The sequence below is a fragment of the Arthrobacter sp. Dra40 genome (assembly GCF_059091905.1).
Genome location: NZ_JBNHHB010000158.1, coordinates 1 through 11,884, shown reverse-complemented (window position 1 = coordinate 11,884; position 11,884 = coordinate 1). Strand labels below are relative to the sequence as shown.

13 protein-coding genes are annotated in these 11,884 nt (G+C 67.6%); 5 read left to right on the top strand and 8 right to left on the bottom strand.

Annotated features, from left to right (window positions below; all coding sequences use genetic code 11):
- The coding region (locus AC5RWT_RS28855) for an adenylosuccinate synthase (RefSeq protein ID WP_494083188.1) at positions 1-1,276 on the bottom strand (1,276 nt) is incomplete at its 3' end.
- A 281-nt stretch (positions 1,277-1,557) separates the two neighbouring features.
- Between AC5RWT_RS28855 and AC5RWT_RS28850 the strand changes: the two genes are divergently transcribed.
- Positions 1,558-2,421: a DUF72 domain-containing protein gene (locus AC5RWT_RS28850; protein WP_494083187.1), complete on the top strand. Its 864-nt coding sequence runs from the start codon at positions 1,558-1,560 to the stop codon at positions 2,419-2,421.
- 77 nt (positions 2,422-2,498) lie between these two features.
- Here AC5RWT_RS28850 and AC5RWT_RS28845 read toward each other — a convergent pair whose 3' ends face one another.
- The gene (locus AC5RWT_RS28845) at positions 2,499-3,119 is read right to left on the bottom strand and encodes a thymidine kinase (protein WP_494083186.1); all 621 of its coding nucleotides are present in this window, start codon (positions 3,117-3,119) and stop codon (positions 2,499-2,501) included.
- 169 nt (positions 3,120-3,288) lie between these two features.
- Entirely contained in the window at positions 3,289-3,717 is a 429-nt protein-coding gene (locus AC5RWT_RS28840) for an SRPBCC family protein (protein WP_494083185.1), read from the bottom strand.
- Between the two features lie 9 nt (positions 3,718-3,726).
- On the opposite strand from AC5RWT_RS28840, the gene AC5RWT_RS28835 reads away from it, so the two are divergent.
- Positions 3,727-4,119 carry an ArsR/SmtB family transcription factor gene (locus tag AC5RWT_RS28835; protein WP_494083184.1) on the top strand — a complete coding sequence of 131 codons (393 nt, stop codon included), beginning with the start codon at positions 3,727-3,729 and terminating at the stop codon, positions 4,117-4,119.
- A complete protein-coding gene (locus tag AC5RWT_RS28830; RefSeq protein ID WP_494083183.1) occupies positions 4,116-4,508 on the top strand; it encodes a VOC family protein in 393 nt (130 codons plus the stop codon). Before AC5RWT_RS28835 ends, AC5RWT_RS28830 begins: the two co-directional genes overlap by 4 nt.
- Positions 4,509-4,569: 61 nt before the next feature.
- On the opposite strand, the gene AC5RWT_RS28825 is transcribed toward AC5RWT_RS28830, so the two are convergent.
- The 3 genes from AC5RWT_RS28825 to fbaA all read right to left on the bottom strand — a co-directional run bounded on the left by AC5RWT_RS28825 (position 4,570) and on the right by fbaA (position 7,047).
- Positions 4,570-5,331, bottom strand: coding sequence for a cyclodeaminase/cyclohydrolase family protein (locus AC5RWT_RS28825; protein WP_494083182.1), 762 nt, complete (start codon positions 5,329-5,331; stop codon positions 4,570-4,572).
- A gap of 271 nt (positions 5,332-5,602) precedes the next feature.
- Entirely contained in the window at positions 5,603-6,025 is a 423-nt protein-coding gene (locus tag AC5RWT_RS28820) for a DUF3151 domain-containing protein (RefSeq protein WP_494083181.1), read from the bottom strand.
- Positions 6,025-7,047, bottom strand: coding sequence for a class II fructose-bisphosphate aldolase (fbaA, locus tag AC5RWT_RS28815; protein ID WP_494083180.1), 1,023 nt, complete (start codon positions 7,045-7,047; stop codon positions 6,025-6,027). Before fbaA ends, AC5RWT_RS28820 begins: the two co-directional genes overlap by 1 nt.
- Before the next feature lie 261 nt (positions 7,048-7,308).
- On the opposite strand from fbaA, the gene AC5RWT_RS28810 reads away from it, so the two are divergent.
- Positions 7,309-8,253, top strand: a complete 945-nt coding sequence (locus AC5RWT_RS28810) for an NUDIX domain-containing protein (protein WP_494083179.1) — start codon at positions 7,309-7,311, stop codon at positions 8,251-8,253.
- Between the two features lie 335 nt (positions 8,254-8,588).
- Here AC5RWT_RS28810 and AC5RWT_RS28805 read toward each other — a convergent pair whose 3' ends face one another.
- On the bottom strand, positions 8,589-9,248 hold the full coding sequence (locus AC5RWT_RS28805; protein ID WP_494083189.1) for a TrmH family RNA methyltransferase: 660 nt from the start codon (positions 9,246-9,248) through the stop codon (positions 8,589-8,591).
- 152 nt (positions 9,249-9,400) lie between these two features.
- Between AC5RWT_RS28805 and AC5RWT_RS28800 the strand changes: the two genes are divergently transcribed.
- Positions 9,401-10,207, top strand: coding sequence for an HAD-IIA family hydrolase (locus tag AC5RWT_RS28800; RefSeq protein ID WP_494083178.1), 807 nt, complete (start codon positions 9,401-9,403; stop codon positions 10,205-10,207).
- A gap of 137 nt (positions 10,208-10,344) precedes the next feature.
- Here the strand turns inward: AC5RWT_RS28800 and AC5RWT_RS28795 are convergent, their stop codons facing one another.
- A complete protein-coding gene (locus AC5RWT_RS28795; protein ID WP_494083177.1) occupies positions 10,345-11,697 on the bottom strand; it encodes a flavin-containing monooxygenase in 1,353 nt (450 codons plus the stop codon).
- Positions 11,698-11,884 lie beyond the last annotated feature (187 nt).

Genomic DNA, 11,884 nt, shown 5'->3' with positions numbered 1-11,884 from the left:
GGTCCCGGATCACAATGGTCTGGTCGCGGTCCGGGCCCACACCGATGGCGGAGAACCGGGTGCCGGAAAGCTTTTCGAGCGCCAGCACGTAGTTGCGCGCGTTCTCCGGCAGGTCGTCCAGGGTCCTGGCGGTGGTGATGTCCTCGGTCCAGCCGTCGAAGTATTCGAAGATCGGCTTGGCGTGGTGGAACTCGGTCTGCGTCATCGGCATTTCGTCGTGCCGGACGCCGTCCACGTCGTAGGCCACGCAGACCGGGATCTGCTCGATCCCGGTGAGCACGTCCAGCTTGGTCACGAAGTAGTCGGTGAAACCGTTGACCCGGGATGCGTGGCGGGCCAGCACGGCGTCGTACCAGCCGCAGCGCCGCGGCCGGCCGGTGTTCACACCGAACTCGCCGCCCTTCTTCTGCAGGTACTCGCCCATGTCGTCGAACAGTTCGGTGGGGAACGGGCCGGCGCCCACGCGCGTGGTGTACGCCTTGATGATGCCCACGGCACGGTTGATCCGGGTGGGACCGATGCCCGAGCCGACGGACGCGCCGCCGGCCGTCGGGTTGGAGGAGGTCACGAACGGGTAGGTGCCGTGGTCCACGTCCAGGAACGTGGCCTGGCCGCCCTCCATCAGCACGACCTTGCCCTCGTCCAGCGCCTGGTTCAGCACGTAAGTGGAGTCGATGACCATGGGGCGCAGCCGCTCGGCGAAGGACAGGAAGTACTCCACGACCTCCTCGACGTGCACGTCCCTGCGGTTGTACACCTTGACCAGCAGTTCGTTCTTCTGCCGGAGGGAGCCTTCGACCTTCTGCCGCAGGATCGATTCGTCGAACACGTCCTGGACGCGGATGCCCAGCCGGGCCACCTTGTCCATGTAGGCGGGGCCGATGCCGCGGCCGGTGGTGCCGATGGCCCGCTTGCCCAGGAAACGTTCGGTCACCTTGTCCATGGTCTGGTGGAACGGCGCCACCAGGTGCGCGTTGGCGGAGATGCGGAGCCGCGAGGTGTCCGCTCCGCGTGCTTCGAGCCCGTCGATCTCCTCGAAGAGGGCCTCCAGGTTGACCACGCAGCCGTTGCCGATGATCGGAGTGGCGTTGGGGGACAGAATGCCGGCCGGCAACAGCTTCAGCTCGTACTTCTCCCCGCCGACGACGACGGTGTGCCCGGCATTGTTGCCGCCGTTCGGCTTGACCACGTAATCCACGCGGCCGCCGAGCAGGTCGGTTGCCTTGCCTTTTCCTTCATCGCCCCACTGGGCTCCGACGATCACAATTGCTGGCATGGGATCCTCCCCCATTCGATGCGGCGGAAGCCCCGGACAGATCGCACAAGAAGGAGCCGCTGCCGCGCATGAGAACGCCCCACACTCCGGATGGAGCATTTGGGGCTCTTACCCGCCAAGTTTAGCCGATGGCCCCTGACGGCCCGGAATCCGTCTCCTTCAATGGCGATTCCAGGGCCTGGGCCAGGCAAGGCATCCCCGTTCCCGCGCGGGACTGAAGCACGACGGCGGGGCGCGGGGCGGTCTGGCCCGCACCGTCGCCGCGGGGTAGCCTGCCGAACATGGCGGTCTCTCAAACAGTGGCACGAATCGGCATTTCCGGCTGGCGGTACCCTCGCTGGCGCGGCACCTTCTATCCCAAGGGGCTGCCGCAGCGACGCGAACTGGAATACGCCTCCAGCCACCTGAATTCCGTCGAGATCAACGGCACGTTCTACTCCCTGCAGCGTCCCTCCAGCTTCCGGCAATGGCACGCGGAAACGCCGTCGGGCTTCGTGTTCTCGGTCAAGGGCGGCCGCTACATCACGCACCTCAAAGGGTTGAAGGACGTCCGGGAGGCCCTGGCGAACTTCTACGCCAGCGGCGTGCTGGGGCTCGGCGACAAACTCGGCCCCTTCCTGTGGCAACTGCCTGAACGCGCCCATTACGACGCGGACCTGATGGAGAAGTTTCTCGTGCAGCTGCCCCGGACCACGGGTTCGGCCGCAGCCTTGGCGGCGGAGCACAGCGGCCTGATGAAGGACCGGACCTGGATTCCCGACGACGGGGCGGACCGGGCATTGCGCCACGCCGTCGAGATCCGCAGCACCACCTTCATCACCCCGGAGTTCTACGACCAACTGCGCAGGCACAACACGGCCCTGGTGCTGGCCGACAGCGCGGGCAAGTGGCCGATGCTGCATGAGATTACCGCCGACTTCATCTACGTCCGGCTGCACGGCAAAGACGAGCTCTATGTTGGCGGCTACCCGGACACGGACCTGGACCGCTTGGCCACCGCCGCGCGCGGGTGGCTGGACGGCTCCGGCTGCCCGGACGGCGGGGGCCGGGATGTTTACGTGTACTTCGATAACGACGCCAAGGTCCACGCGCCGTTCAACGCCCTCGGGCTGGCTGAACGCCTGGGCAGCCCGGCCGGTCCCTGACCCCGGGGATGCCCCGGCTGCCGTGCCCGGCATCCCCCGCACGAGCCCTGGTTTGACAGACCCCGGCGCCGTCGGACTTACAGCGCGCCGCCGGACGCTTCCAGGTAGCAGGTCCCGCAGAGCGATTCGTACCACACGTCCTCGCCGTCGATGGCGACCTGTTCGCCGTCGAACACAATCTCCCCGTTCACCCGGCGCGTGTTGAACACGGCCTTGCGCCCGCAGCGGCAGATGGTTTTCAGCTCCTCGAGGGAGTGGGCGATCTCCAGCAGCCGGCGGGCGCCGGGGAAGGCCTGGGTGCGGAAGTCGGTGCGGATGCCGTAGGCCAGCACCGGCACCCTGTCCAGCACCGCGATGCGAAACAAGTCGTCGATCTGTGCCGGCTCCAGGAACTGTGCCTCGTCCACCAGCAGGCACGCCACCGGCTGCACCTCCACATGCTCCAGCAGTGCCTCCGGGTCCTCGCCGGCGGCCACCCGGCCGAAGTGTTCGCGGACGGATTCCCCCGGGCGGATCAGGAAGTCCACATCCCTGGCCATGCCCAGTCGGGACACGATCTTGGTGTCGCCCTTGGTATCCATCTGCGGCTTGGCCAGCAGCACACGCTGCCCGCGCTCCTCATAATTGAACGCCACCTGGAGCAGTCCGGTCGATTTGCCGGAGTTCATCGCCCCGTAGCGGAAGTAGAGCTTGGCCAACGCAGTCCTTTCAGCGGTCCCAGCAGTCGATTCTACTGAGCCGGAGGCCGGGTGGACCGCAACAGTGGACACTGCGCGGCTGAGGCGGAAGCTTTGGCCGGGGTCTGCCTGCGGCCCTGGCGGAAGCTCGGCCGGGGTCAGCGCGGCTGGGACACTAGCGTGGCCGGGATCAGGGCGCGGCTTCGGCGAAGCGTTTGAAGCTGGCCAGTTGGCCGGAATCGGCCTCCGCGACCGCCCTCCTGATCTGGTCTGCCATGCCGGCCAGCTCGTCGCTGACCTCCACGTCGACGGTTAGCGTCAGGCGGGTAGCGCCGCCGTCGCCGTCCAACTCGTAGCGGTAGCCCGCCCGCACATCCCCCGCCGACGACGTAATGGTGATGCTGCGGCCGACGTCGAGTTCGGTGACCGTGCTGCTGCGCTCGTGGCCCTGGGTACGGAAGCCGATGGACTGACCGACGGTCAGCGGTCCTTCGGCGTGCATCTCGTTCACGCCGGGCATCCAGGCGGGGGCGGCGGCCCAATCGGTCAACAGCGCCCACGCCCGCGCCGGCGGCACATAGACCTGCTCGGAGGCGGTGAACGCCGTGTTCGCACCCATACCTGCATCATGCCCGCCCGGCTGCTGCCACAAAAGACCACGCCGCCAAGCAGGGGCGGCCCGGCTTGGGCCTTGATTGGCAACCTGCCGGTTGCCTATTATGTGCAGGTGGACACGGTGTTCCAAGCCCTAAGTCATCCCACGCGGCGGATTTTGCTGGAGGAGCTGGCCGCACACAACGACCAGTCGCTCTTCCAGCTGACCGTGTGCCTGATCAGCAATCACCATCTCGCCATCACGCGCCAGGCGGTCACCAAACACCTCGCCATCCTGCGCGAGGCCGGCCTGGTCACCGTCAGCAGCCGTGGACGCACCACCCTCCATCATCTGGACACCGAACCGCTCACCCCCGCGAGGGAATGGCTAGCCCATCTCCCGCAGCATGCAAAGGACAACCCATGATCATCACCACCGCCAGCATTTTTGTGGACGACCAGCAGAAGGCCCTGGAGTTTTATACCGGCAAGCTGGGGTTCCAGCTCAAAAACGATGTTCCCGTCGGCGCCGACCGATGGCTGACCGTCGTGTCCCCCTCGGCCCCCGACGGCGTCGAACTGCTGCTGGAACCGTCCAACCATCCGGCGGTAACTCCGTTCAAGGAAGCCCTGGTCGCCGACGGCATCCCGTTCAACAGCTTCGGCGTTGACGACGTGCACGCCGAGCACGAACGACTGACCGCCCTGGGAGTCCAGTTTGTGCAGGAGCCGGCCGACATGGGGCCGGTGGTCACGGCCGTGTTCGACGACACCTGCGGCAACCTCATTCAGATTGCCAGCACCAAGGGTTCGTAGCCGCTGGCTGGCCCGCCGTCCGTCACCTGAGGACGCGGCGGCCGCGCCGGGCCACGGTCCGTCAGTTGAGGACGCGGCGCCGGACCGACGCGGACAGTTCCTCGGCACGGCGCACCACATCGTCGGCCTTGTGCGTGTGTTCTGTCAGCGACTCCTGGATGGAGTCCTCCCGAATCGATACCAGATTGGCCTCAACGGTGATCCGTGCCGTAGCCGCGGCTGCGCGCGCCGCTTCGGCAGCCACTGCGATGTCGCTCAGGACGTTCGGATTGCACACCTCCACCAGCTCTGAACCGAGGCGCACGACGGCGGAGGCCAAGTCCAGTTGAGCCCTCGCCGGGAGCGTGGCCTCCACGAGCGCTTCCCGAATGGCCGCGCTGCGCCTACTGCGCTCGTCGTCCGATTCGGTCGGAAGTTTGTAGCAGTCCACAACCCTGCGGAACTTCTCCTCGTCGGACACCGCGGCGTCCACTGCAGCCCGGGTCAGCTCGCCGGCCTCGGCAAGGATGGATGTGAGGTCCGGGTCCGACCCGGAGCCGGAGGCAGCGCCGTCGTTGTCCTTCGCGCTGGAGGCACCGCCGTCGTTGGCACCGCCGTTGCCATGCGCCCTGCCATCGGAGGCACCGCCGTTGCCACGCGCCCCGCCAGCGGAAGCACCGCCGTTGTTGTCTTTAGCTGCGCTTCGCTCGGTAAACCGTGTCACCATTCCGATCAGCGCTGCAGCCTGCGCAGCGTGGATCGCGCCAACCGCGCCGGCGCCGGGCGTGGGCTGGTTGGATCCCAGCCTGTCCAGATATTGGTTGATGCTCTCGGACCCGCTCACAAGCCAGCCCCGTCCGTCGATCCAGCGGCCGTGCCGCGAATGTCTGCTCCCATATGTGCATCATGCCCAACAACTGACCGGCAGGAAAGTGCCGGACAGGCCGCTGAGGACGCCGGACACAGCCTCCGGGGGCTCTGGACAGGGTGGCGCGAACCCGGACGACGCATGGAAACTCCTGCTGCGAGCTTGATCGAGGGGCGACTACCGCCTGGGTGGAAAACGGGAGCTGCCGTGCGGCCAGCTCCCGTTTTTGACCCAATGGATGTACCTGTCAGGCGCCTTCGATGGCCGCCTTGGCTTCCGGGTCCGAGTCAGCAAGGAACTTGCCGATCCGGTCCACTTCTTCCGTCTCGCCGATGGCACCGGCGGCGCGCCCCAACGCGTACAGTGCGCGCAGGAAGCCACGGTTGGGTTCGTGCTGCCAGGGGATCGGTCCGGCACCGCGCCAGCCCGACCGGCGCAGGGCGTCCAAGCCGCGGTGGTAGCCCACGCGGGCGTAGGCGTAGGACTCCACGGTGCGGCCTTCCGAATAGGCCTCATCGGCCAGGATGGCCCAGACCAGGGAAGAGGTGGGGAACTTCGCGGCCAGGTCCAAAGCTTCGTCGCCGGCGTCCAGCCGGGCGAGGACGTCGGTTTCTTCCGGCAGGTAGGTCGGCTCCGGGCCCAGCAGGTTGGTGCGGAAGGACTCGGTCATCACTTCACCGCCTTGCCGGCTGAGCCAAGTCGCTGTGCGGCTTCCACTACCCGGGCGGCCATCGACTTCTCAGCGGCGGCACCCCAGACCCTGGGGTCGTAGGCCTTCTTGTTGCCGACCTCGCCGTCGACCTTCAGGACGCCGTCGTAATTGGTGAACATGTGGCCGGCCACCGGGCGGGTGAAGGCGTACTGGGTGTCCGTGTCCACGTTCATCTTGATCACGCCATAGGACACGGCATCGGCGATCTCCTGCTCGGAGGAGCCGGAGCCGCCGTGGAACACCAAGTCGAACGGGTTGGTCTGGCCGATTCTGGCGCCGACCTCTGCCTGGATCTGCTGGAGCAGTTCGGGACGCAGCTTCACGCCGCCCGGCTTGTACACCCCGTGCACGTTGCCGAAGGTCAGCGCGGTCATGTAGCGGCCCTTCTCCCCCGCACCCAGCGCCTCGATGGTCTTCAGGCCGTCGTCGACCGTGGTGTAGAGCTTTTCGTTGATTTCGTTTTCGACGCCGTCTTCCTCGCCGCCGACCGTGCCGATCTCCACTTCCAGGATGATCTTGGCCGCTGCGGTGCGGGCCAGCAGATCCTCGGCAATCTTCAGGTTCTCTTCCAGCGTCTCGGCCGAGCCGTCCCACATGTGCGACTGGAAGATGGGGTCCTCGCCGCGCTTTACCGCTGCCTCGGACTCGGCCAGCAGCGGCAGCACGAAGCCGTCCAGCTTGTCCTTCGGGCAGTGGTCGGTGTGCAGGGCCACGTTGACCGGATACTTCTTGGCCACTTCCCGGGCGAAGGCGGCGAAGCCCAGCGAACCGGCGACCATGTCCTTGACCCCGGCGCCGGACCAGTAGGCGGCGCCGCCGGTGGAGACCTGGATGATGCCGTCGGAGCCGGCGTCCGCAAAGCCCTGCAAGGCAGCGTTGAGGGTCTGCGAGGAGGTCACGTTGATGGCCGGGTAGGCGAAGCCGCCTGCCTTGGCGCGGTCAATCATGTCGGCGTAGATCTCAGGGGTTGCAACGGGCATGCTGACTCCTTGGCTAGCGATACGGATTCGAAGGCGTTGCCTCTGAGCCCATCCTATCGACTCGGGTCCGGGCGGCAGTTGCTGCGCTGACTGTGAAGCCCGGTTTGCCGGCTGCCTCGCCTTGCCGGCGGCCCCCGGTAGGCCGGGCCTTTCGTCTCCCCACCTCGGCTGCACCGCGCCCCCCAAGGGGCGCCGCCTCGCCCGCCGGCACTTCCGTTCACCGCTCTCCACCAGTGCCGTCGACCGTGGCAAGCTGGGGTTATGACAGAAACCCCGCCTCCGTTTCACGGTCCGCGCGATCCTGGCGACGCCTGGGTGGAGGGACCGGACGGGACCCGGATGTGGGGCCGCTTCGGCTCGGCCGGACTGCTGGCGGTGGACCGCGAGCGCGGCATCCTGCTCCAGCATCGGGCCCAGTGGAGCCACTTCGGCGGCACGTGGGGAATCCCCGGCGGGGCGAGGCATCAGAACGAGCCGGCCGTGGATGCCGCCCTGCGCGAAGCGAACGAAGAAGCCGACGTCCCGGTCGACGCCCTGGCGCCGCTGTTCACCTCGGTGCTCGATCTTGGCTTCTGGACCTACACAACCGCGGCCGCCAGGACCGTTCGCCCGTTCGAGCCCGAAATCACCGACGCCGAGAGCCTGGCGCTGGCCTGGATTCCGCTGGACGAGGTGGACCAACTCCCGCTGCACCCGCACTTCGGCGAGGCGTGGCCCCGGCTCCGCAGGCTGCTGGAGCACCCGCCGGTGCTTGTGGTTGACGCGGCCAACGTGGTCGGCGCCCGGCCGGACGGCTGGTGGAAGGACCGCCCCGGGGCCGCGCGGCGGCTGCTGCAATCCCTGCGGGCTGCGCTGGAGCCCGGCCTTCCGGCCGACCTGCTGAAGGTTCCCGCCGGGACGGTGTGGCCGCGCACCGTCGTCGTGCTGGAAGGAGCCGCCAAGCAGGCCGCCCCTGCAGGTTCGGATGGGCACGACGGCGAGGCCACGCACGCGCTGTCCGACCGGCGCCGTCGTGTGCAGTTGGAAGTGGCGCACGCAGCGGGGTCGGGCGACGACGAGATCGTGGCCCAGGTGGAGAAGGCCTTCGGCACGGACCCCGACGCCCCGGTGACCGTGGCAACCTCGGACCTCGGGCTGCGCGAACGGGTCGAAAGCCTGGGGGCCAAGGCGGTCGGCGCCGGAGGTTTGCTGGACCTGATCGGCTGACCACGCCGCCCGCGCGGTCGGTGTCGGTGCGCTCCGAGTCCGGCCGCCGCCGCCCAGCAGGTTGCCGCCCCGTCCGCACGCCCGCCATCACAGCCGTCTGGTGCCAAAGTGTCCACGTTTTGAGGAGGCCGCGGACGTCGCCGCAGGTCAGCAGCCTGTGGACAGCCAAAAGGTGGACAATTCCTGCTGAACGTGGACAGTTGTGGCAGCGGACGCCCGGCAACCCGCTCAGTCTCTGTGCTATCCGCCCAAAAGGACCCTGACGCGCCCGGACAACCGCTAGTTGGCGCCACACGTGCCCCGTACGGTGGCCCGCGCCCCCAACCCGCGGGGCGCTAAACCGGCTGGGCGAAAACGTGGCGGCGGATCCAGGCGTGCATGGCGATGGCCGCCGCGGCGGAGGCGTTAATTGACCGGGTGGACCCGAACTGCGCGATGGACAGCGTGGCGTCGGCGGCGGTGTGGACCTCCGGCGTCAGCCCCGGACCTTCCTGCCCGAAGACCAGCACGGCGTTCTCCGGCAGGTCGTAGGTCTCCAGCGGCACCGAGTCCGGGAAGTTGTCGATCCCGATGATCCGCAGACCCTCGCCTTGGGCCCATGCCACGAAATCCTCCACCGTGGGATGGTGCCGGACATGCTGGTAGCGGTCGGTGACCATGGCCCCTCGCCGGTTCCACCGACGTCGTCCAATGATGTGAACTTCCTTGGCCAGGAAGGCGTTGGCGCACCGCACTACGGAGCCGATGTTCAGGTCATGCTGCCAGTTCTCGATGGCCACGTGGAAGTTGTGGCGGCGGGTGTCCAGGTCCGCGACGATCGCCTCGTGCTTCCAGTAGCGGTACTGGTCCGTCACGTTGCGGCGGTCGCCGTCGGCGAGCAACTGCGGGTCCCAATGGTCGCCCTCCGGCAGCGGCCCTTCCCAAGGCCCGACGCCGACGCCCGCCTCCGCGAGGGCGGGTTCGGGTCCTCTGGGGGCGGCTTCTCGGCGGTCCAACCCGGGGTCGGGGCCGTCCGTCAACGGCTGACTGGCCCCGGTTTCACCTGCTGTTTCTTCCACCCCACAAGCCTAGGTGACAGACTGGGGCCGGATGCACGGTGCCGCCAGTGACGCCGCCGGACGTCCTCCCAGCGCCATGAAAGGGCACCATGCACCAGCAGAAGATCCGGACTCCGGCGGATATCGAGTGCTGGCTCACGGACATGGACGGCGTGCTGGTGCACGAGAGCACCGCCATCCCGGGCGCGGCCGAACTGATCCAGCGCTGGGTGGACACGTCCAAGCGCTTCCTGGTGCTGACCAACAACTCCATCTACACACCCCGGGACATGGCCGCGCGGCTGCACCAGGCCGGGTTGGAGGTGCCGGAAGAGAACATCTGGACGTCGGCGCTGGCCACCGCCCAATTCCTACGGAACCAGAAGCCGGCGACCGAGGGATATGGGCGCGCGTACGTCATCGGTGAAGCCGGGCTGACCACGGCGCTGCACGAAGCGGGTTTCATCCTGACTGATCGGAACCCGCAGTACGTGGTGCTGGGCGAGACACGGACCTACTCCTTCGAGGCGATCACCAAGGCGATCCGGCTCATTGTGGACGGCTCGCGCTTCATTGCCACCAACCCGGATCCCACCGGCCCGTCCACGGAGGGCGTGCTGCCGGCCACCGGCGCGATCGCGGCACTGATCAGCAAGGCCACGAACCGTAATCCGTACATCGTGGGCAAGCCGAATCCCATGATGTTCCGCTCGGCCATGAACCAGATCGACGCGCACTCCGAGACCACGGCGATGATCGGCGACCGGATGGACACGGACATCGTCGCTGGCATGGAGGCCGGTCTGCACACCGTGCTGGTTTACACCGGCATCACCCAGCCCGACGACGTGGCACGCTTTCCCTTCCGGCCCAACCAGACCATCGATTCCGTTGCGGACCTGCTCCCGCTGATCTGATCGACGGCGGGACCGGCGGGGCTCCGCACCCTACCGCTGCAACACCAGCCGCCCGCCGTCGTCGCGTTCCGCGCTTTTCCAGCCCGCGCCGGTAGCGGGCCATGCCGTGGTCGTCCGGATAGCGGAAGCGGCCGCGCCTAGCCGCTCGCACCCACCCGCAGGTATTCAAGGACAGGTTCCGTCACCACGTCCCAGCCGTAGTCGTCCAGCACGTGCCTTAGGTATTTCCGGAAGGTGTGGCTGTCCACGTAGCCCTTGTGCCGCGGGCTGTCCACGAAGTTGATCCCGCCGGTCAGGTCCGGACGGTCCCACTGGATTTGGCCGCTGAACCCGGCAGCCGTGTCCGGATCGTTTTGCAGCGCGGCCAGATAGGCAGCCAGCAGGTGGGCCTGCAGGTCGAACAGCGGGTAGGCGCCGGAGTTGGTCTCGGTGAAGCCGACCGCCATCAGGCCCGGGTGCTGCCGGCTGAACGTGTTCAGGTATAAATCCGGGTGCTGCGGGTCGCCGAAGTACTCCTGGGCAAACGGCACACGCTGCAGGTAGCCGGTGGCCATCAGCACCAGGTCGTAGTCCCCGGAGCTCCCGTCGGTGAAGGTCACCGTGGTTCCCTCGGCGGAGGCGATGCCGGGCCTGGCGGTGATGTCTCCGTGCTGCAGGTGGTGCAGCAGCGTTGAGTTCACGATCGGATGGGTCTCGAAAATCTTGTGATCCGGCCGCTGCAGTCCCAGCCTCGTCAGGTCGCCGGTCATCACTTTCAGCAGGCCGTCGAAGGCGGCCTGCTGAAGCCGCAGCGGCAACTGCGGGCCGTCCTCGGCAAAGACGTCGGCCGGTTTGCCGAAAATGTGCTTCGGGATGAACCAGTAGCCGCGCCGCAGGCTGATGGCCGCAGCGTCGGCGTTACGGGCCGCATCGGTGGCGATGTCACAGCCGGAGTTGCCGGCGCCGACCACCAGCACACGCCGGCCACGGAACTCGTCCGGGTCCCGGTAGCTCACGCTGTGCCGCACTTCCCCGGTGTAGCCGGGCAGCCCGGGCTGCACCGGGTGCCACTGTGCGCCCGGGCAAGCCACCACCTGCCGATAAAGCCGCCGGGTGCCGTCCTCCAGCGAAACCAGCCACGCGCCGTCGTCGTTCTTCTCCACCGCGGTGACCTCCGTGGAGAACGAGATCCGTTCCGTCAGCCGGTAGTGGTCCGCGAAGCCCCGCAGGTAGGCCAAAACCTGGCGATGCGAGGGGTAATCCGGGTAGTCCGCCGGCATGGGATAGCCCGCGAAGCCGGAGAGCGTGCGGCTGGAGATGAAATGCGCCGTGGCGTACATCGGTGAGCCCGGGTTCTCCGGATCCCAGATGCCGCCGACGGCGCTGTGCCGTTCCAGCTGGTCGTAGTCCAACCCCCGGACGGAGAGCGCCCGGGCCACGGCCAGTCCTGCCGGCCCCGCCCCGATCACGCAGACCGCGTTCCGGCGGTCCAGTGGCTCAGTTGCTTCCATGGCCCCCCCCCTTGCGGACACGAAATGCTCGACGGCGGCGCTGCGCCGCGGCCGTTCCTTCAGCATACGGCCCGGCCGGGAAGAACGGACCGATTCCCCCGATTCCGCAGCACCAGAGCCTTAACTCCCGCTGTTGTCCGCTAGAAGTACCGTTTGCGGGCGCCTCCGGCCGGCAGCGGGAAGAACT